Genomic DNA, 20,947 nt, shown 5'->3' on the forward strand with positions numbered 1-20,947 from the left:
CGGCGGGTGCGGGATCCTGCGGCTGCGTTCGTGGCCGCTGCGGTCGCTGTGCTCGCTCCGCGCAGGGTGACGCGGGCGGAGGCACCGCCCGCGGCGGCTAGACTGATCGACCGTGACAGTCGTGCAGCTCACCCTCATCGGCAAGCCGGGATGCCATCTCTGCGACGAGGCTCGCGATGCCATCGCGCGGGTGCGGGCCGAGCTCGCAGAGCGCGGCATCGAGACGGCGCTCGAGGAGCTCGACATCCTCGAGGATCCGCAGCTCGCCCGCCGTCACTCCGAGGACATTCCCGTGGTGCAGATCAACGGGCGCAGGCACGCCATCTGGCGGGTCGATCCCGAGCGCCTCACCGCAGCGGTCGAGAAGGCCGCGACACCCACCCGATTCACCCCCTGGAGGAAGCACCCATGACCCTGCGCCACATCGTCAGCTGGAAGTTCATCGGCGAGACTCCCGAGGAGCGCGACGCGCACGCCGCCGAGGCCGCTGCGGCGATCGCTCCGCTGCGCGATTCCGTCCCCTCGGTACGCGCGCTCTCGCTGCACCGCAACGAGCTCTTCGACGGGGAGAACTTCGATCTCACGCTCATCGCCGACTTCGATGACGCCGACGGGCTTGCGGCCTACGCCTCGCATCCCGAGCACCTGCCCGTGATCGACCTCATGAAGCGCATCACCGCCGGGCGCACCGCCACCGACTTCACGGTGTGACAGCGCCCTCGATCCTCGCTCCATAGCGTCTCGCCTATCCGGCGTCAAGGCGATCGCCTCTTCCGCTCCTCCCGCCTATCGTGGCTGACACCTGACGGTGAGACGAGCTGGAGGAGGATCGAACGCATGACTGGAACGGAACGCGGGAACTCGAAGCACGGGCCGAATCTGGCAGAACTGCTCGCGCAGCCGGGCCCCTGGACCGTCGCCTACGTCGACGGCACCGGCGGAGAACCGCGGGTCGTCGAGGAGGCCAGGCAGGAGAGCGCTGTGCGACGGCTCGAGGACGCCGGCGCACCCGAGGATGATCGGCGGGCGGTCGAACGGGCGCTGCGCGATGCGACCGGAGTGCCGAGCCCATCGGCGCGCTACCTGCTGGTGCGCGCCGGCGAGGTGGTGCTCGACGAGTGGTTCGCCGATACGCGGCGCGGACCCGAGGTGCTCTCCCATGGAGCTGCGCCGTCCGTCGTCCCGCTGCTGCGGCACCGCACCTTCTCGCCCCGCTATCTCGTGGTGGAGACGACGCGCGACGGCGCGGACCTGCGGCTCGAGCGCGCCGGGAGGGCGGAGACGGAGCACGAAGCGAGTGTCGAGGGCAGCACCGACGCGCTGCCCAAGGTGCAGGCCGGCGGATGGTCGCACGCCCGGTGGCAGCGGCACTCGGAGGAGGTCTGGAAGCACAATCAGACCGAGATCGCGGCGGCGGTCGACCGGCTCGTGCGCGAGAACCGTCCGGCGTTCATCGTGATGTCCGGCGACCTGCGCGCTCGGCAGCTGCTGCGCGAGCGGCTGTCGCCCGAGAGCGCCGAGCTGCTCGTCGAGGTGGAGGCGAACACGCGCGCCGAGGGCGCCGATGAGGGCCGTCTGGACCGGGCGGTCGCCGACGTGCTGGACGCGCTGAGCACGCGCCGGATCGAGGACGCCCTCTCGCAGGCGGGCGCCGATGACGGTGCGCGCCGGGCCGAGGGATCCGCCGAGGTGGTCGCCGCGCTGCAGCAGGCGCGAGTCAAGACCCTGCTGCTGGACGCGCGCCTCATCGACGCCGAGGAGACCCTCGAGATGCTCGGCGCCGAGCCCTGGGTGGCCGATGGATCCAGTGCGCCGGGGACGGCGCCCTCTCTCGGCCGTGCACCGCTCGCAGAGGCCCTCGCGCGGGGCGCGGTGCTGACCGGAGCGAGCGTGCGGATCGTCGAGGAACCGGACCGGGAGCCGGGCGAGGCCCGATCGGATCGAGCGGCGCGACCGCCCCTTGCGGTCCTGCGGTGGGCGGATCCCGCGACCGCGGATCCCGAGGCCGCGGAGGCCGCGGGAAGCGGGAACCCGGAGTCTCCTGACCCGCCCCGATCCGCCGCGCCTCTGCACTAGAGTCGGCAGCAGACGGGCGGAGCCAGCAGAGCCAGACAGGAGGATGGGCGAGCAGATCGATCACGATCCACGGCTCGCTCGCCCACCTCACCGGAGCAGTGCGGAGGTGCGGGATGCGGGGAGCGGAGACCGAGGACGCCGACGAGGCGGGCGGGTTCGACGACGGCCGCGAGGAGAGCGCCAACGAGCGGGCCGACCGCAACTGGAACGAGATCCTGCAGGAGCTGCGCGTCGCGCAGACGGGTGCTCAGATCCTCGGCGCCTTCCTCCTCGCGGTGGCATTCCAGCCGCGCTTCACCGAACTCGACCGGTACCAGCTGACGCTCTATCTGATCCTCGTCGCGCTCGCGGGCATCGCGGCGGCGCTGGGACTCGCCCCCGTCAGCCTGCACCGCACCCACTTCGGTCGACGCCAGAAGGTGCGCATCGTGCGCATCGGCAGCCGGCTGCTCGCGGCCGATCTGGTGGTGCTCGCGCTGCTCGCCGCGGGGGTGACGAGCCTGATCTTCGACTTCACGCTCGGCCGCGCGGCCGGCTTCGCCGCCCTCGGGGCCGGAGCGCTCGTGGTCGTGGTGCTCTGGGCCGCCGTTCCGAAGTTCGGGATCCGGCCCAGATCTCGATGAGGGGTGTCGGATCCCGGTGACCGCCGGATCCCGGTGACTGCGCAGGACCCCATCGTTCGTTTCCGGGGTCGGAGGCCCGGTGCCGTTACAGCCCGGTGATGCTCAGCCTGGTTTCGTTCAGCCCGGCGTCGCCCGGTCCGGTGTCGCTCAGTCCGGTGTCGCTCAGTCCGGCGGGTCGATCGAGATGTGATCCTCGTCCTGGCGCTCCGCCTCGCTCGTGCGGGCGCCCTCTTTGGCATCGGTCTCCGTCTCGAAGACGTCGGCGCCCTCGTCCGGGTCGAGTTCGGCGTCGCCGTGGGCGTCCTCCTCGTGCTTGCCGGCCGCGCGGGGCGGGTCGGCCGCGTCCGGACCGACCTGTCCGGCCTGGTCGGCGGTCGGCACGGATGCGTCCACCGAATCGGGTGCCGTCGCGGTCGGAGAGCGCGGATCCCGATCCCGATCCCGGTCCTCACCCGGCTCGATGCGCTCGGGATCCTCGTGCGTCTGCTGCGGTTCCATGATCAGCACCTCCTCGTCCCTCACGAAGCTACCCGAGCCGTTCCCGGCCCGGACCGGGGTTGTCGGCAGAACCGGTCTCTGCTATCGCACCACTCCTCTCCGATGCGGTGCCGTGCTGTCAAGGGGGCTGCGGGAGGACGTGCGCGGCGCATAGCGTGAAGGCGCCAGGCGGCCCGGTCGCCTCAGCCGGACCGAAGGGGCTCCCATGTTGAAACGCACTCCCGCAGCAGTTTCTCACGCCGCGGGTGCCCGAACCGCGGGGCTCCGCACCGTCGGGGTCGAGCAGGAGCTGCTGCTCGTCGACCCGCGCACCGGTGCGCCGGTCGCCGCGAGCGAGCAACTGCAGCGCGAGGTGGAGGCAGGCCGGGCCGCGCTGCTCGAGAGCGAGGTGAAGCAGGAGCAGATCGAGGTGATCTCGCCGCCGTTCACCGCGCTGGAGCGGGTGGCCGAGGCGATCAGCGAGGGGCGGCGCGTCGCGGACGCGGCTGCGCAGCGCGTCGGCACCCGCGCGGTGGCCCTCGGAACGAGCGTGGTCGCGGGGGAGACCCACCTGACGCTCCGCCCGCGCTACCTCGCGATGTCGTCGCAGTTCGGGATCACGATGCGGGAGCAGCTGACGTGCGGGCTCCACGTGCACGTCGGGGTGGAGAGCGATGACGAGGGAGTGGCCGTGCTCGATCGCATCCGCCCCTGGCTGCACGCGCTGCTCGCGTTGAGCGGCAATTCGCCGTTCTGGTGCGGCGAGGGCACGGGCTACGACAGCTATCGGTATCAGGTCTGGGCCAGGTGGCCGTCGTCCGGTCCGTACGAGCCGTTCGGGTCGGCGGCGGCCTACCGCGGGAGAGTGCGATCGATGCTCGAGACCGGTGTCGTCCGCGATCCGGGTATGGTCTACTTCGACGCGCGGCTGAGCGATCACCTGCCGACCGTTGAGATCCGGGTGCCCGACGTCGGCATGGACGCCGAGCACGTCGTCGCGATCGCCGCGCTGACGCGCGCACTCGTCGAGACCGCGGCGCGGGACTGGCTGCGCGGTGTCGAGCCGATCCGCACGCCGACCGCGGTGCTGCGGCTCGCGATGTGGTCGGCCAGCCGCTACGGCCTGCGCGAGACCCTCGTCGAGCCCGGCACGGGCCGCGAAGTCGAGGCGAGCGCCGTGATCGACGCGCTCATGCGTCACACTGCACCGGCGCTCCGCGAGAGCGGCGATCTCTCGCGGACCGCGGCGGCCGTCTCGGGAATGCTCGCGGGCGGCACCGGATCGGAGCGCCAGCGGCGCGTATTGGGCGAGAGCGGGGAGCTACGGGCGGTCGTGGCCGACGCGATCGAGGTCACGCATCGCGGGATCGCGTGACCGCGGGATCGGCGTGACGAGCGCCCACCCGGTCGCGACCGCCTCGATTGTATGGCGAGGGCTCGAGGAGACGATGGTCCGCGCGTGGACGCCTACTCGTCGAGCTCCTCGAGCATCTCCTGCGCGCGCTCGCGCTCGAACCGAACGACTTCGTCCGTGACCGTGACCGTGAACGCGAGCGCGCGCAGGAGCAGACGCCGCGCTTCGCCGGGCCGGCCGGTGACGGCGAGGCACTCTCCGAGAGCGACCAGGCTGCGCAGCAGCAACGCCGAATCCGGGGTCTTCGCAGCCCCGATCAGAGCGCGGAGCAGCGGTTCTGCGCTCTTCGGTTGGCCCCGATCCAGCAGCAGCAGTGCTTCCTGAAGAACCGACTCTTCGGAGTCCATGTCTTCATTATCGGCGGTTCGGCTCCATCCCGACACTGGAATCGTGTTCGTCGCAGCCGGGTATCGTCCTCGGCAGCCTGGCCCTCAGATGCTCCACGGCAGCGCCGCCCACGGCCCGCGCCGCTCGCCGTCGAGCGCTCTGAGTGTCGTTCATCGCCGAACATCCGCAAACAGCCGATGAAAGTTTCGCGATGAGCTTTCAATGGATGATGCGCGACCCTCACCCGAATCTTCACCCGGATCCGTGCTTGGGGACCGCGCGGGCCAGGCTTATGATCATTCTCATTCAGCAGCCGTCGATCGGAACAACGGCCGTCTGATTCATGGGGTATCAGGGAGAGGGGCGCCGCGAGATGAGTGACGCGGTACTCAGGCACGATGATTCGGCTGCGCGCGGGATCGCTGCCGCTGCGATGGATGACCAGGGCTTGTGCGCGGTCGTCCGTCATGGCGCCGACACCGAGGACGGGCGGGCGGCGTTCGCCGAGCTGTACGAGCGCCACCGGGATACGGTGATGGCGCAGGCGTACTCGATGACCGGCGACCGGGCCGTGGCGGAGGACCTCGTCGCGGAGACCTTCGCCCGTGTGCTGCGGGCGTTGTCGAACGGGAACGGCCCCCAGGAATCCGTGCTGGGGTACCTGCTGATCTCGCTGCGGAGCGAGGCGATCCGCACGTGTCAGGCGGAGGCCGGCACCGTGCAGGTGGAGCCGTCGATCCTCGCCGAGATGATCGATGAGCAGGAGCCGGACTTCAGCGATGCGCTGTCCGAGCGGGATCAAATCGGTCGCGCGTTCGCGCGGATTCCGGAGGATGCGCGCCGGGTGCTGTGGCTGCTCGACGTGGAGCAGACCACGATCGAGGCCGCCGCGGAGCACCTCGGCATGTCCGCTGGAGCGGTGCGCGTGCTCGCGCACCGCTCCAGGAAGAAGCTCGCGACCGCGTATCTGCAGCAGTACGTCGAGGCGTCCGATCCCGCCTGCACCGAGATCGCGGTCCTTCTCGCGGAGCATGTGCGCGGCGAACTCGGCAAGCGCGGCGCCGGCAGGGTCGAGGCGCACCTCCCGAACTGCGTGCACTGCACCGGTCAGGTGCGGCGCCTCGCGAGTCTGCAGGGGCAACTGCGCGCCTGGGGCGCACCGCTGCTCGCGGGCGGCACCGTTACGGGGTTCGTGCTCGGCGGAGATGCGCCGGCCGCGGTCGCTGCGCCCCAGCGCCCCTCCGAGGCGGGCGCGTCCAGCGGAAACGGTGCGAAGGCCGCGGCTTGGATCGGACTCGCTGCGGGGGTCGCGCTGCTGATCGCCGGAGCGTTCGCGCTGTTCCCGCGGGACGCGACCGGCACGCCGGACACGCCCCGGACGATGGAGGCCGGTGCTCCGGTCGGCGAGCGCACCGCACCCTCGCCGGTCGACCGGGAGGCCCTCCCCGCGGAGGACGGCGGAACGGAAGCCGAAACCGTCGACCACACCCCTCGCGAGGAGGAGCCCGCTGATACCCCGGTGCTTCCCGAGGGAGGGCCCGATGTGCCGGTGGATGACACCACCCCGAATTGGAAGCTCCGAAACGAGTAGCAGGCGGATGACGGCACTGCGCGTGACGGCGTGCTCTGCCCCGTCTCTGCACCGGCGCGGGAAAACTTCTTGGACGTCGTTGTAACACGGCCCGACCGTCGCGGTCTTTAGATGCGAAGGGCAAGGAGTCCGCGTGCGTTGGCGTGCACGTGGACGGGGAATGGAGACGCCCCGCAGCCCTTGAATCAGAGGAGATGCATTGAATACCGTTGACCGTTTGCCGGGCTGCAGCTCGGCGAAGAGAACCCTGTTTTCCGGGGGAGGTGTACGGAGGCTCACCGCCTCCGCGATCGCGATCGCGCTCGCATTCACCCTCGCCCCAGCAACCGCGTCGTGGGCGGACGAACCCGACACGGCGACCGAGGCGCAGCAAGGCGCTGAGGGCGCCGGAACCGGTGAGGTCTCCGAAGGCGAAGGCGAAGGCACCGGCGCCGATGGCGCTGACGACGCCGAGGGCGGCTCGGACGGGACCGGGGGCGGTGAGCAGGGCGTGCAGCCACTCGCAGACTCGGAGGACCTGCCCTCGCTCGCTCTTCAGATGCGGATCGCGTCCGACGGTACCGAGTCGTGGGACGCTGACGACACGGCCGGTAACGACTCGGGGCCGAAGAACGGCATCGTGCGCGTGAACGACACCGTCACCTACGAGGTCGAGTACGTCGTCACGAACAACGACGCCGAGAACCTCACCTGGTCGGTGACGTTCCCCAAGGGCATGGAGCTGACCGAGATTCCCGGCTACTGCCAGGCGACCGGCTCCTCGCTCTCGCCCGAGACCGCGGGCGAGCCCGCGCTGCCGTTGACGGCGGACTCGATCGACGAGCTCAGCGAACAGACGTTGACCTGCAACATGGGCAACCGCTCGGTGGCGACGGACAAGGTGTTCGTGACGACGAAGGTGTTGAATCTTGTTCATCAGGGGCAGGATCTTCCGATCCTCGCTGCGACGGTCACTGCCGACGGCGTTGAGGAGCCGATCGCGGCGACGCCGCCGCTGCCGACGGTGAAGGCTTCGGCGAGACTGATGTGGGACATCTCGAAGAACAGTGTCGCGCTGCAGGAGAACACCGGATATCACTACGGCCCGATCAATACTCAGTGCCCCTGGAACACGGCTCGCACGTGTAAGCAGACCACCTACCATGTGCTGTTCTCCGCACCGGCCGGAGGCAAGGGTGCCATGCCTGCGATCGGCGACATCACCTTCACCGATGATCTCTCGCCCGCGGCGATGTATCCGTCGCTTTCCGGGACCGACATCGATGCGATCGAGGCCGACCTCGACAAGTACGGTTCGCGAGCTTACGTTGGGGGCACCGGTTACGGTGTTCCTGGAACGGAGGCGACCGGCACGCAGGACGCCACCTCGCGTAGCGAGGTGAACTCGGTTCGTGATTCTGGCACGATGAGTCTCGTTCAGCCCGGCCCAGGAGAGACTGCCGAAATTACTATTTCGGCGCCAGATATGAGTTTGCGCACCTATCCCACCGAAGCGCTGCGTCCAGTCGGGACCGCTCTGCCCGGGGATGCTGCTTACGCTGTTGCGCAGGCAATTAACGTGTTCACCCCGGTGGATGTCATCCGTGACTTCGGTACCGAATCCTCGACACATAACTCTTGGACGTTGCCGACGTTCAACTCATACACCGACCTCGACATCAGAGGCTTTGATCCGGCCAGTGACGTGCAGACGTCGGTCGATCAGCCCGGCGAGAACGCGACGAGCCTGCCAGCAGGGGTCACTGGCCCCGTGCATTGGAACGACTACCGCACGACGACGCCCATCGTCGAGTTGACGGGGGGATTCAGGAAACGGTTCGCAGGGCATCCCGGTGCCGAGGGCAACATGACCTCGACGGAGTTCTCGCCGTCGAACAATATCCACGGTGAGGGCCCTCCCGGGGGAGCCACGATCCAGAGCGGTAGCATCACTGTGGCACCGACTCAGACGGTGACCTCGCAGTTGTTCTTCCGGGGAACCAAACCGGATGCGCCTGCACCGGTGAGCGCGATCGGCTGTGATGCGTGGGACAACACGAAACTCAACCTGCACGCGGTGGACGCTCCCGCAGCTATCGGCGCTGGATACACCTCCGCTATGCAGCGAGTGCCTTCCGAAGGCGAAGCGGTCTGGGTCTCCGGCTACAACAATGTGCCCGGAACATACTTCGCGACGGAGAAGAGCCAGGTGCCGAACGTGACGTTCCAGTACTCGGCTGCTCCTGGCGCTGAAGGCACGGCTACTGAGTGCGGCGATGCGCAGGGGCCCTGGTACGACAACCCGTCGGAGGTGCCCGGCAACGATCCCGCACTTGCCGCAGACGGGATCTATACCGCTGTGGCTCGGGTCCGCGCCTTCGTGAACCTGCCTGAACCTGTCTCCAACCACTCGTACCTGGGCGACGGGGTCTATCTCGTGATCTCGATCGGGCTTCGTGCGGCTGACAACGGCATGCCCACGGGAACGACCTTGCCGAACTACGGCGGCGTGAAGATGGTCATCGGTGAAGAACTGACGTCTGAGGAGCTTCTCGCGCACACTCAGAGTTGGTCGCAGGCGACCTACACCTCGGAGACGCACGCGGGTTCCGGCGGCGACCGCCTGATCCTCGCCCACGCGCAGGCACGTATCGATAAGCAGGTGCGCAAGGGCGACTCGGGTGCGTTCTCGAACACGCCGCCCAATGTGACCGGCGGCGACCTGGTGCAGTACCAACTGTCTCCGTCCCTCACGAGCGGCGCGATGACGCCGGGCATCCTGAAGGACGTGTGGGTGGAGGACTGCCTGCCGGCATCGCAGTCGTACGACACGGCGTCGGTGACGCCGGCGGTCGTATCGCCGGGTTCGACGCCGGGTGATGCGCAGCGTCCGGCGTGTGCCGCTGGAGAGACCTACATCCGCTGGGTGCTGCCCGATCATGAGGTGAATGCGGTGATCGAGCCGATCATCCTGTCGGTCGAGGTGTCGCCGACGGCCGCAGACGGGGTGTACACGAACACGGTCGTGGTGTGGGCTGAGGATGACGCCTCGCCGCTGGAGCAGCGTCGAGATCAGGCGCAGATCCAGATCGCGAACATCGCGGGTATCAAGCTCGAGAAGGTCGCGCTCACTCCGGTGGTGCAGGTCAACAGAACCGGCCAGGACACGAACGAGTTGAACAAGTGGGCGGTGCGTCTCACGAACACGCTGCCGGCGTCGGAGCAGTCGGGGGTGTCGAATCCTGATGTGATCGACGTGCTGCCGAAGCAGGGCGCGGCCGGCACCTCGTTCAGCGGCACCTTCACGTTCGTCGGGGCCGAGGTGACGCAGGGCGGTGCGCAGACGCGCATCCTGTACACGAAGAACGCGACGATCTCGGCGAACCCGCAGGATCCCTCCAACGGGGCCACGGGTGCAACGACCTGGTGCGACGCGCCCGCGGGCGGCACCCGGGTGTCGGGCGTGAACGGCTGCCCCGCCTCCGCGAGTGAGGTGACCGGCCTGCGCGTCCAGCGTTCGGGCGCCTATCTGTCGGGCGACGTGATCGAGATCGAGCTGTCGATGGTCGGAGTCGGCAACCGCGGGGGAGACGTGTACGTCAACCGTGCCATGGCTGCTGCTGAGGGGCTGGACAACACGGTCGGCCCGATCCGCCGCCCCGAGGTCGCGATCGAGTCCTCGATCGGTGACTACGTGTGGTGGGACCTCAACCGCGACGGCGTGCAGAACCAGTTCAAGGGTGCCGATGAGCGGCCCGCGACCGGGATCCCGGTGCGCATCACCGGCACCGACGATCTCGGCAACGTCGTCGATATCGACACCACCACGGGCGATGACGGGAAGTACGTCTTCTCGCAGTTGCGGTCCTCGAACGCCGATGGCTACACGGTGACCTTCACGAAGCCCGACGGGTCGGAGTTCACGATGAAAGCCGCGGGCGAAGACCGGGCTGTGGATTCGAATGCGGATCCCGCGACGGGCATCGCTTCAGCGGTCGTGCTCGGACGAAACAGCCACGATCCCACGATCGACGCGGGTCTCATGCCCCTGGGCGGGCTGCAGATCAGCAAGGCGCTCACAGGGGTCGGGGCGGGCGAATTCGCCGCCAGCGATATTCTGAAGTTCCAAGTGGTCTGCGCCTTCGACCCGGAACTCGCCGGCGTCGAACCGACGGAGGTGCTCAACCAGGAGGTCTCCCTCCCCGTCAACGGGGCGGATGCGATCCTGAGCGATGTGCTGGGTCCGCTGCCCGCCTTCACGTCGTGCACCATCACCGAGACCGACCACGGCAGCGCCGACGAGGCGGCCGCGCCGGTGACGGTGACAGTGCCCTGGGACATCGTCGAAGAGCGGTCGGGAACCGTGACCGGGTCCATGACCAACTTCATCTCCGCGGGCTCCGTGCAGGTCTCGAAGGCCCTTGCGGGCGACGATATCGCGGTCGAGGCCGCGAAGGATCGCGTGTTCGAGATCCTCGTCACCTGCCAGAACGAAGAGACATCGGATGGTGAGGAATCCGTGATCTCGGACGTTTACTCCGGCATCGTGAAGATCAAGGGCGGCCAGACGAAGTACCTCGTCGACGACAGCGACCAGCCGCGGGTGCTCCCGCTGGGTGCGCGCTGCTTCGGTGAAGAGGTCAACACTGGCGGTGCTCAGGAATCGAAGGTCGACTTCCACTCGTGGGAGAAGTCGGTGGAGGTCGTCTCGGGCACGCCTGAGGAACTGCAGGTGCTGACCATCTCGGCGGTGAACACCTTCGAGAACGCGCAGCTCACCGTCTCCAAGAAGGTCGAGGGTCCCGGCACGGGCAGCTACTATGACTTCACCCTCGCCTGCACCATCCCCGGTACAGATGAGAACGGTGAGGCCGTGGACACCGAGTATGTTCTGCCGGAAGTAGACGCTGAGTTCACGTTGAAAGACGGCGAATCCCGCACGATCACCGTGCCGGCAGGCGTGACCTGTCAGGTGGCCGAGACCAACGTGCCCGAAGAGGCGACGGTCACGATCATCGACAGTGACGACACGACCGAGGACGGGGAGAGCGACGGCATCGTCGCCGACCTCACCGGCGCTGACAACACGGTGAAGGTCACCAACACCTTCCCCGAGCGTGATCGCGTGCTCACGGTGACCGGTGGCCAGATCCTCAGCGGAGTCGGCCTCATCGGAGCCGGCCTCCTGCTGGTCGGTCTCGCGCTGATGGTGCTGCGCGGCAGGCGCCGGAAGGAAGAGGAGGCCGCGCTTCCCGTCCGGGTCTAAGCAGCCCGCTCGGGGTTCCGTCCCAGGACACCAGGTCCGTGGCGGAACCCCGGGGAGACCACTCGAGAGTCGTCGTGCCCGCCCCTGGCACCCCGGAAGCAATGCGAAACCCTTCGGTGCGGGAGCGCTGCTCGGGGCGGGCATCACGATCCACCTCCCTTCAGATTTCAGATCTCAACTTCAGACTCCCTGGGCATCGTTCATTCATGGGGGACATTGATGCCCGGGGCCATACGGCCCGCGCCATCCGGTGCGGGTACCGAGCCCGTCACCCTGTTCGATCTCCTCGCAGACCCTGCACCACGAGCCCTTGCGCCGCTCCTCCCCCTTTGGCGCCGCGATGGATCTCTCGTATCGGCAGGGCAGGGTGACGGCACCCACCGTCGAGCATCCCCAACCATGTGCTGCAACGGGTCATGACAACCACAATGCAGCACGCTCGACGGCCCCATGGTACGGCTCTGGACAGTTCCCGATTCTCCCCCCAACCTCCCTCCGATGAGGGGACTGTCCAGGGTCGCACCCACTGGTTCGCGACCGCGGTATCTGCGCGGATCCTTGCCCCGTGGATCCGCCTCGCCTCCGCCGAGTCGCTACCCGAGCCCCGAGTCGCTACCCGAAATGCGTGATTCCGATAGCGACTCGCAGATGCGATGCATGTTCGGTGTGCGAAGCCTGCTTTCGGGTCTGCGACGTGTCTGCGGCAGGTCGCGTCGTGCTCCGGAAACAGAAAAACCCCCGGAACTTCCGCATGATCTCGCGGTAGTTCCGGGGGTGAGTGGCGCGCCCCGAGGGATTCGAACCCCCGACCTTCTGATCCGTAGTCAGATGCTCTATCCAGCTGAGCTAGGGGCGCCCGTTGGTTTCCCAACCAGAAAGACATTACACGACTCCGATCGAAAACAGAAATCAGGGCGGCCCGGGCGTGTGTCCGCACCGCGGGGTGCGCACGAGAGCGCTTGGAGCGCGTTCGCGGCGCTCGGAGCGGCAGGGCTCGCGCGCGCGATGCCCGCCACCGCGGGGTACCCTGGAACGCGTGCCAGAGCAGAGCCCGCAGTCGAACGCCCCCGCCGCCCCGAGCGCCGAACTCGAGCGGGCGAGGTCGCTGATCCTCGAGATCCCCGACTACCCGTCGGAGGGGATCCTGTTCCGCGACATCACCCCGCTCCTCGCCGATGGCGAAGCCTTCAGGGTCACCGTGGACGCGCTCATCGCACCGTTCCTCGGCTCGTTCGACGTGGTCGCCGGACTCGAGGCGCGCGGCTTCCTGCTCGCGAGCGCCGCAGCCTACGCGAGCGGGACGGGGCTCATGCCGATCCGCAAGGCCGGCAAACTGCCGAGGCCCGCTGCGAACGTCGGCTACTCGCTGGAGTACGGCGCCGCCGAGGTCGAGGCGCACGCCGACTTCCCGCGCGGATCCCGGGTGCTGCTGATCGACGATGTGCTCGCGACGGGCGGCACGCTCGCGGCGGCGCACACGCTGCTGCGCGACCTCGGCTATGCCGCGGCCGGCACCGCGGTGCTGTTCGAGATCGACGAACTCGGCGGACGGCGGACGGTGGACGATCCCGCGCTGCACACGGTGTTCAGCAGCTGACGGTGCCTCGGGTGCTCCGGTCTCGACGTCCGAGGTCGGCGCTAGGGTCGAATCATGAGCGGTAAGCGCAGGAGGTCGCAGCAGCCGGGCGGCTCGCTGCCCGCGCCCGATTTCTTCGATCTCGCCGGATCGGATCCCGAACTGCTCAACTCGGGTCGCATTCCCGATCCGCAGCCGGCGCACACGCCGTTCTTCCAGTGGCTCGCGCGGGTGCTCACGGCGGTCGAGGCCCGCCTGCGCGCCCGGGGCGACGCCGCGGTGCGCAACGCCATCAAGTACTTCTGGTGCCTCATGGCGCTCGTCGGCGTCTTCCTGCTCCTCGGCCCGATCATCAACGCGCCGCTCGACATCGACGACGTGCTCGATTCCGCGAAGCTGAGCGAGGTCGACTGGGTCGCCACCGACGCGCAGATCGATTACGCGCTCGCGCGCACGGCGGACGGCGGCTTCTCCGCCGACGTCGCGGAGCGGTACACCGCCCGGTTCACGAACGGTCCCGAGGCGGCCGTCGAACGGATGTTCGCCACGGAGTTCAACGGCCGCGACACCCGATTCGAGCTGCACGCGGCGACGATCGACGGCGAACCCGCCGACGTCGAGGTGCGACGGGGCGCCACGGTCACGCGGGTCGTGATCTCCCCGCCGGACGGCGCGCGGCTCGAGGGCGAGCGTGAGATCGCGCTCGCCTACGAGCTGCGCGACCTCGTCACGACCGAGATCGACGCCGCGACCGAGCAGGAGGTCGACAGCTGGTCCTGGCCGCTGCTCGGGCCGAGCTGGCCGCAGGCCACCAAGGGCGTCGAGGTGTCGTTGACGCTGCCGCACGAGCTGGACGATGCGCTCGTGCGCGCCCCGCGCGCCTATGTGGGGTGGCTGCTGCTGAGCGGAACCGAGTGGCTGACCCCCGAGGAGGAGACGGCGCAGGGCGTGCGCTACGCCTTCAGCAACGACGACACCCTGCCTCCGTACCCCGATCTCTTCATCGACACCAGCTTCGAGGCGGGCACCTTCGAGCAGCCGCCCACCACGCCCCTCTTCTGGCTGCAGACCTGGGGCCCGCTGATGCCGCTCGTGCTGCTGGCGATCCTGCTGCTGTTCGCGCTCGCGGCCCGCCGTATCGTGTGGGCCGACAGCGCGGGGGATCCCTGGTACCTGCCCCGCTCCGACCCGCCCGACAGCCTCTCTCCGGCCAGAGCGGCCCAGCTGCTCGACCGGCCCTGGCACGCCGAGTTGATCTCCGAGCTGGGGGCAGGGCCGGCGGGATCGAAGTCGGCGAGGAAAACGAAGGGGAAGCCGGCGGATCCCGGCGGCCGGGATCGCGAACTGTGGTTGGCGGCGGTGGCACGGGCCGGCATGCGCGCCGGCCGGATCGGCAACTTCCCGAGCGTGGCCCGCCGGCGAGCGCGCTGGAGGGCGCACGATCATCCGGTCGAGGATCGGCTGCGCTGGGTGCCCGACAGCTACGTGCGAGACACGTTCATCTTCGGCTCCCTCGCGATCGCGCTGCTGCAGTGGGGGCTGCTGCGGCAGCTCTCGCACCAGGTGATCCTGACCGTCGTCTGGTGGCCAGGGCTCTTCGTGCTCGCGTCGACCGTGCTCGCGCTGGTCATCATCGGGGTGGTGGGCCGACCGCGCCCCCTCACCCGCGCCGGTGCGCTCGCCGTGCAGCAGCTCAAGGGCATCGACGCGTACACCCGGGCGACGAGGCTGCTGGATCGCGGCCCCGCCGACGAACCGCTGCTGCCGTACGCGGTGCTCTTCGAGGGGCCGCGGCGGGCGGGGCGGGCCGTTGCCGGGCACGCGGCTCGCGAGTCGGGCGACCGCTGGCTCGGCCGCGGCTGGCGCACCGAGCACTTCGTATCGCTGCCGGCGGTGCTGACGCTCGTCGCGGCGGTCGCGCTCCTCGCCGGATCGATCGTCACCGTTTCGACCCAGCCGGTGCCCTACAACGACGAGGATTTCATCACCTGGCCGGGGTCCGGGCTGTCGGGGGCCATCTGGGCTCAGGTCGAGGGCTTCGACGTCTCGGCTGAGCTCGATCGCGACGAGAACGGCCGGGCGCGGCTCAGCGTCGTCGAACGCGATACCGTGCGGTTCACGCCGGGCGGCGCGTCGGTGCCGCAGTTGGCGAGGGAGTGGCCGAGGGAACGGCTCGGCCAGGATCTCGGTTTCGAGATCGCCGACGTGCGTGTCGACGGAGAGTCTGTGCCGTTCCGCGAGATCACGGGCCCGCAGAGCATTGTGATGGCCACTCGGACGTCGGAGGTGCTCGACGGTCTGTACGAGGTCGAGATCGAGTACACGCTGACGAGCCCGGTCGTGAGCACCGCGAACGGGCCGGAACCGATGCAGCAGCTGCGGTGGACGGCCTGGTACGACTTCTGGGACGACACTTACTACACGAACGCCGCAAGCGCCTTCGACGGCACCGCCCCGGTCCGTCCGCTCCGCGTCCAGCTCACCGTGGTGCCCGAACTCGCGGACGAGATCCGTTCCGGCGGGTGGATCGACTTCGACCATAAGCGCGATCGGGTGCCGTACGAGAACGGCAACTGGTTCCAGCCGTGGGAGTACGAGAACCGCGTCTACCTCGACGATGACCTCGGGGTCTCGCGCCCGTACGAGCTGAGGATCGGCGACGAGCGCACTCTCGACGATGGTGCGCTGGTCGTATCGGTCGACGCGGAGACCGTCGAATCCCGAGAGGGCGAGGACTACGCGGAGGAGAAACCGGCCGGGCCCTGGCAGATCTCCGAAGAGATCAACGCGACCTTCGAGAAGTACGAACTCGATCTGAACAACGACCTCGGCGCGGTGCTGAACTTCGTGCCCGGCACCTTTGCGAACGTCGACGAACAGGCGTACGAGCGATACCGCCTCGCGCGCCAACTGCCGTTCGCGACCGTGCTCGGTCTCGCGGCGCTCGTCTCGGCGGCGTCGATCGGCGTGTTCGTCTTCGCGCTGCGTACGCGCCGGCGCGCGAGCGCTTCGCTCCGCACGATCTCGTTCGCCGCCATTCCCCTCGCCGCCGCCGCTCAGAGCGTACTCTTCTGTTGGGCCGTGATGACGATGCCCGGCAGCGACAACCGCGGCTGGGGTGCGATCGCGATCGGCGCGCTCATGCTCACCGCCGTGCTGGCGCAGGTGATCCTGGTGGCCCGCCGCAGCGTGCCGCGCAAGGAGTGAGCGCGCCAGCCCCGCCCCTGCATCCTGCGCGCGTCCTGCCCCGCCCTCATCCTGCGTGAGGCATCCCCGTCATCCTGCGCGCAACCTGCCCCACCCCGTCATCCTGCGCGAAGAATGAGTCGCAGGATCCACACCCGAGAACCCGCCGAGGAATCCGTCTCCGGGAACCCCGTGAACACCCGCAGGGACGAAGGATGTCTCTCGATACGACCTCTGCGAGAGAATGGGGTTCATGACTCACACCGACCCGACCGCCGCCTTCTTCGCCGCGCGGGATCAGCTGCTCGAGTGCGCGGGGGATCCCGCCCGCGCCCGCGCCGAGTTCCGCTGGCCCGACGTCGGCCCCGAGTTCAACTGGGCGCACGACGTCTTCGACCGCATCGCCGACGGCAACGAGGCGACGGCGCTCTGGATCGCCGAGGAGGACGGCGGCGAACTGAAGCGCAGCTTCGCGCAGATGAAGCAGCGCTCGGACCAGGTGGCCAATTGGCTGCGCGACATCGGCGCGAAGCCGGGCGACGTGGCCATGCTCATGCTCGGCAACCGCGTCGAACTGTGGGAGATCATGCTCGCAGCGATGAAGCTCGGCGTCGTGATCCTGCCCACCTCCGTGGTGCTCGGCGCGCACGAGCTCGTGGACCGCGTGGAGCGCGGCGGCGTGCGATGGGTCTTCGCCGCTGCGGAGGACGCGATCAAGTTCGCAGCGGTGCCGGGTGCTTTCCGCGGCATCGGCGTCGGGTTCGACGCCGCCTCGCAGGATCATCGGGCGCAGCTCTTCGATTGGTTGCGCTACGAGGAGGCGAGCGCCGCATCCCTCGCCCCGGTCCGCAAGACCACGGCGAGCACCGATCCCGCGCTGCTCTACTTCACCTCCGGCACCACCAGCCTGCCCAAGATCGTGGTGCATTCCCACACCAGCTACCCGGTGGGCCACCTCACCACGCTGTCCTGGCTCGGCGTGCGGCCGGGCGATGTGCACCTCGTCATCAGCGCACCCGGTTGGGCCAAGCACGCCTGGTCGAGCTTCTTCGGCCCCTGGCACGTGGGAGCCACCGTCTTCGTGGCGAACTACGCCCGCTTCGATCCCGAGTTCCTCGTCTCCGAGCTCGACCGCGTCGGGGTCAACACCTTCTGCGCGCCGCCCACGGTGTGGCGCATGCTGATCCAGAAACGCCTCGACAACAAGCCGCGCGCGCTGCGGGAGGTCGTCTCGGCGGGCGAGCCGCTCAACCCGGAGGTGATCGCGCGCATCAGGGAGTGGTGGGGCCTCGACATCCGCGACGGCTACGGCCAGACCGAGACCACCGCGCTCATCGGCAACATGCCGGGCGACCCCATCGTGGCGGGAGCCATGGGCAAGCCCCTGCCCGGCGTCGACGCCGTGCTCGTCGACCCGCTCACCGGCGGGGAGGCCGACGAGGGGGAGATCTGTCTGCGCATCGTCGGCGCCGACCCGGCCGTCGACGGCGACCTGGTGCGTCGCGAGCCGGTCAACCTCATGCCCGGCTACTTCGGCGATGTCGCGGCCACGGAGAAGGCCACTGCCGGCGGGCTCTTCCACACCGGCGACGTCGCGCAGCGCGGCGAGGGAGGCGTGCTCACCTTCGTCGGGCGCACCGACGACATCTTCAAGTCGAGCGACTTCAAGGTCTCGCCGTTCGAGGTCGAGAGCGCGCTCATCGAGCACGCGTCCGTGGCCGAGGCCGCGGTGGTCGGTGCTCCCGACGAGACCCGCCTCAACGTGACGAAGGCCTACGTCGCGCTCGCCGCCGGTGTCGAGGCCGACGCGGACACCGCCCGCGCGGTCCTCGCCCACGCCCGCGCCGCGCTGCCGCCCTACATGCGCGTGCGCCGGGTCGAGTTCTTCGAGCTGCCCAAGACGACCTCCGGCAAGATCCGCCGCGTCGAGCTGCGGCAGCGCGAGGAGGCGGCGTTCGCCGCCGGGGAGCGGCTCGAGCGCGAGTGGCGCGAGGAGGACTTCCCCGGTCTCAAGGGATGATCCCTCGTCTCAGGTGAGTGATCCCTCGTCTCAGGGGGTGAGCAGACCGTAGCAGCGGGTGATCCGTTCCCGCCACCAGGCCTCCCGCTCAGGCGGGGCGGCATAGCGATCCAGCAGCTCGGGATCGAGGCTCGGCCGGCGCACCGCGATCCCGCCGTGCTGCGGCACGAGCGGCTCGGCCGTGACGTCGCCGTCGAGCAGCGCGACCGTGCCGAGCCCGCAGGCTCCCGCCAGCGCGCCCTCGGGCAGCGCTGCGGCGAGGTGCAGCCCCATCGCGATGCCCGCCGACGTGTCGAGCGCGCTCGAGACGACGACGGGCAGCCCGGCGTTCGCGACGATCCCGAGCGCCCGCCGGATGCCCCCCAGCGGCTGCGCCTTCACGATGAGCAGGTCCGCGGCGCCCGCCCGAGCGACGGCCAGCGGGTCCGACGCCTTGCGCACGCTCTCGTCGGCGGCGATCCTGACGAGGGGTGAACATCGGACTTTTAATCCGCGGGTCGCGGGATCGGGAGTGACGACGGCAGAAGAACTCGATCCATCAGCCGTTCGATGCTCAGCCGACAGGCGCCGCCGCACCTCGACCAGCTCCGCCACGGTCGCGCACGGCTGTTCGGCGTAGTCGAGGTCGAACTCGGCGAGCGCCCGCAGCGCGGCCGCGGCTTCGTCGGCGGTCCAGCCGCCGTTGGCGTCGATCCGCACCCGCGCCGCGTCGCCCATCGCCTCGCGCACGGCGCGCACCCGCGCCACGTCCTCGGCGAGCGTCTGGCCCCGCTCGGCCACCTTCACCTTGGCGGTGCGGCAGCCGGGAAAGCGGGCGAGGATCCCGGGCACCTCGTCGGGGCGCACCGCCGGCACGGTGGCGTTGACCTCGACACGATCGCGCAGGACGGGCGGCTGCTCCGCCCACCCGAAGTCGAGTGCGGCCGCCAGCCAGGCCGAGGCCTCGCCGTCGTCGTATTCGGGGAACGGCGAGAACTCGCTCGCGCCGAGCGGCGCGTCGAGGATCGCGGCCTCGCGCACGGCGATTCCGCGGAACCGGGTGCGCGTGGGGATCGCCACCACCCGTGTCGCCGCGAGCACCTCGGCGAGTGGGGGCAGCGCGGCGGGGAGGGGCTGCGGTGGGTGCGCGAGTCTCATGGTCCTGTCCTGCTGCCCGGTTCCTGCGCTTGCAGAAGATCTGGGATCTGCCGAAGATATGCGGGATCCGAGTCTATCCGCCATATCTTCGGCAGATCCCAGATCTTCCGCCCGAGCGCGGAACCCGCAGGCAGCGCGCAAGTAGGCTGGAGTCCATGACGCAGCAGGTCTCAGAGCTCTTCGATCCGGCCGAGTGGGCGCCCGCGCCCGGCTCCGAGGGGTACACCGACATCACCGCGCACCTCAGCCGCGACGGCCGAATCGCCCGGGTCGCGTTCGACCGTCCGGAGGTGCGCAACGCATTCCGTCCGCACACCGTCGACGAGTTGTACGACGCGCTCGATCGGGTGCGGGTCAACCCGCGGGTGGGCGTCGTGCTGCTCACCGGCAACGGCCCGAGCCCGAAGGACGGCGGCTGGGCGTTCTGCTCGGGCGGCGACCAGCGCATCCGCGGCCGCGACGGCTACAAGTACTCCGACGACGAGGCAGCGGTCGGCCCGGAGGCCCAGGCGCGCGCCGGCCGCCTGCACATCCTCGAGGTGCAGCGGCTCATCCGCTTCATGCCGAAGGTCGTCATCGCGCTCGTGCCCGGCTGGGCGGCGGGCGGCGGACACTCGCTCAACGTGGTCTGCGACCTCACGATCGCGAGCCGCGAGCACGCGAGGTTCAAGCAGACCGACGCCGACGTCGGCTCCTTCGACGCGGGCTACGGCAGCGCGTACTTCGCCCGCCAGGTGGGGCAGAAGAACGCCCGCGAGATCTTCTTCCTGGCGCGCGAGTACTCGGCGGACCGGGCGCGCGAGATCGGCGCGGTCAACGAGGTCGTGCCCCACGAGGATCTCGAGCGCACCGGCATCGAGTGGGCGCGCGAGATCCTGGGCAAGTCGCCCACGGCGATCCGCATGCTGAAGTACGCGATGAACGCGGTGGACGACGGGATCGTGGGCCAGCAGCTCTTCGCGGGGGAGACCACGCGCCTCGCCTACGGCACCGACGAGGCCGTCGAGGGTCGCGACTCGTTCCTCGAGAAGCGCGAGCCCGACTGGAGTCCCTTCCCCTACCACTACTGAGGTGTCGCCCGCACTTCTCGGTGCTTGCCGCCCGGCCTCGTGCCTTACCTGCCGTTCCCCTTCTGCCTGCGCGCTGTCCGTCTCCCGGCCCGCCCTTATCTTCGCGCGTCAGTAGTTGTCACCAAACCTGAGGTGAGACAGCATCTACTGGCGCGCGTATGGGGAACGGGGCGCAGGACCGGTAGGAGGCACGGGCGGGCGCGAG

General features: G+C 69.3%; 14 protein-coding genes and 1 tRNA gene. 11 read left to right on the top strand and 4 right to left on the bottom strand.

Annotated features, from left to right (window positions below):
• Positions 1 to 112 precede the first annotated feature (112 nt).
• The 4 genes from AMS65_RS15155 to AMS65_RS15170 all read left to right on the top strand — a co-directional run bounded on the left by AMS65_RS15155 (position 113) and on the right by AMS65_RS15170 (position 2,699).
• Positions 113 to 412: a glutaredoxin family protein gene (locus tag AMS65_RS15155; RefSeq protein ID WP_053385019.1), complete on the top strand. Its 300-nt coding sequence runs from the start codon at positions 113 to 115 to the stop codon at positions 410 to 412.
• Positions 409 to 711 (top strand): Dabb family protein, encoded by a 303-nt coding sequence (locus tag AMS65_RS15160; RefSeq protein ID WP_053385020.1) that lies wholly within the window; start codon positions 409 to 411, stop codon positions 709 to 711. The genes AMS65_RS15155 and AMS65_RS15160 overlap by 4 nt, the downstream gene beginning before the upstream one ends.
• 126 nt (positions 712 to 837) lie before the next feature.
• Positions 838 to 2,076, top strand: coding sequence for a baeRF2 domain-containing protein (locus AMS65_RS15165; RefSeq protein WP_053385021.1), 1,239 nt, complete (start codon positions 838 to 840; stop codon positions 2,074 to 2,076).
• Between the two features lie 113 nt (positions 2,077 to 2,189).
• Entirely contained in the window at positions 2,190 to 2,699 is a 510-nt protein-coding gene (locus tag AMS65_RS15170) for a DUF6328 family protein (RefSeq protein WP_053385022.1), read from the top strand.
• Positions 2,700 to 2,861: 162 nt separating this feature from the next.
• On the opposite strand, the gene AMS65_RS15175 is transcribed toward AMS65_RS15170, so the two are convergent.
• A complete protein-coding gene (locus AMS65_RS15175; RefSeq protein WP_053385023.1) occupies positions 2,862 to 3,221 on the bottom strand; it encodes a hypothetical protein in 360 nt (119 codons plus the stop codon).
• Between the two features lie 181 nt (positions 3,222 to 3,402).
• Between AMS65_RS15175 and AMS65_RS15180 the strand changes: the two genes are divergently transcribed.
• The gene (locus AMS65_RS15180) at positions 3,403 to 4,551 is read left to right on the top strand and encodes a carboxylate-amine ligase (protein WP_053385024.1); all 1,149 of its coding nucleotides are present in this window, start codon (positions 3,403 to 3,405) and stop codon (positions 4,549 to 4,551) included.
• 92 nt (positions 4,552 to 4,643) lie between these two features.
• Here AMS65_RS15180 and AMS65_RS15185 read toward each other — a convergent pair whose 3' ends face one another.
• Positions 4,644 to 4,937 (bottom strand): tetratricopeptide repeat protein, encoded by a 294-nt coding sequence (locus AMS65_RS15185; RefSeq protein WP_053385025.1) that lies wholly within the window; start codon positions 4,935 to 4,937, stop codon positions 4,644 to 4,646.
• 353 nt (positions 4,938 to 5,290) lie between these two features.
• Here AMS65_RS15185 and AMS65_RS15190 point away from each other — a divergent pair, with 353 nt between their 5' ends.
• Positions 5,291 to 6,508 (top strand): sigma-70 family RNA polymerase sigma factor, encoded by a 1,218-nt coding sequence (locus AMS65_RS15190; RefSeq protein ID WP_162231778.1) that lies wholly within the window; start codon positions 5,291 to 5,293, stop codon positions 6,506 to 6,508.
• A 199-nt stretch (positions 6,509 to 6,707) separates the two neighbouring features.
• A complete protein-coding gene (locus AMS65_RS15195) occupies positions 6,708 to 11,753 on the top strand; it encodes an SdrD B-like domain-containing protein (RefSeq protein ID WP_157502341.1) in 5,046 nt (1,681 codons plus the stop codon).
• A gap of 779 nt (positions 11,754 to 12,532) precedes the next feature.
• Here the strand turns inward: AMS65_RS15195 and AMS65_RS15200 are convergent.
• Positions 12,533 to 12,609 (bottom strand) — tRNA-Arg (locus AMS65_RS15200).
• A 180-nt stretch (positions 12,610 to 12,789) separates the two neighbouring features.
• On the opposite strand from AMS65_RS15200, the gene AMS65_RS15205 reads away from it, so the two are divergent.
• The 3 genes from AMS65_RS15205 to AMS65_RS15215 all read left to right on the top strand — a co-directional run bounded on the left by AMS65_RS15205 (position 12,790) and on the right by AMS65_RS15215 (position 18,535).
• Complete coding sequence (locus tag AMS65_RS15205; RefSeq protein WP_053385028.1) at positions 12,790 to 13,350, top strand: adenine phosphoribosyltransferase; 561 nt, start codon at positions 12,790 to 12,792, stop codon at positions 13,348 to 13,350.
• Between the two features lie 54 nt (positions 13,351 to 13,404).
• The gene (locus tag AMS65_RS15210; RefSeq protein ID WP_053385029.1) at positions 13,405 to 16,536 is read left to right on the top strand and encodes a DUF2207 domain-containing protein; all 3,132 of its coding nucleotides are present in this window, start codon (positions 13,405 to 13,407) and stop codon (positions 16,534 to 16,536) included.
• Positions 16,537 to 16,768: 232 nt separating this feature from the next.
• On the top strand, positions 16,769 to 18,535 hold the full coding sequence (locus AMS65_RS15215; RefSeq protein WP_053385105.1) for an AMP-binding protein: 1,767 nt from the start codon (positions 16,769 to 16,771) through the stop codon (positions 18,533 to 18,535).
• Between the two features lie 30 nt (positions 18,536 to 18,565).
• On the opposite strand, the gene AMS65_RS15220 is transcribed toward AMS65_RS15215, so the two are convergent.
• Complete coding sequence (locus tag AMS65_RS15220) at positions 18,566 to 19,672, bottom strand: o-succinylbenzoate synthase (protein WP_053385030.1); 1,107 nt, start codon at positions 19,670 to 19,672, stop codon at positions 18,566 to 18,568.
• A 155-nt stretch (positions 19,673 to 19,827) separates the two neighbouring features.
• Between AMS65_RS15220 and AMS65_RS15225 the strand changes: the two genes are divergently transcribed.
• On the top strand, positions 19,828 to 20,742 hold the full coding sequence (locus AMS65_RS15225) for a 1,4-dihydroxy-2-naphthoyl-CoA synthase (RefSeq protein WP_053385031.1): 915 nt from the start codon (positions 19,828 to 19,830) through the stop codon (positions 20,740 to 20,742).
• The last annotated feature ends 205 nt before the right edge of the window (positions 20,743 to 20,947 follow it).

The organism is Leucobacter celer subsp. astrifaciens (genome assembly GCF_001273835.1).
In the GTDB taxonomy this organism is placed as follows: Bacteria; Actinomycetota; Actinomycetes; order Actinomycetales; family Microbacteriaceae; genus Leucobacter; species Leucobacter celer.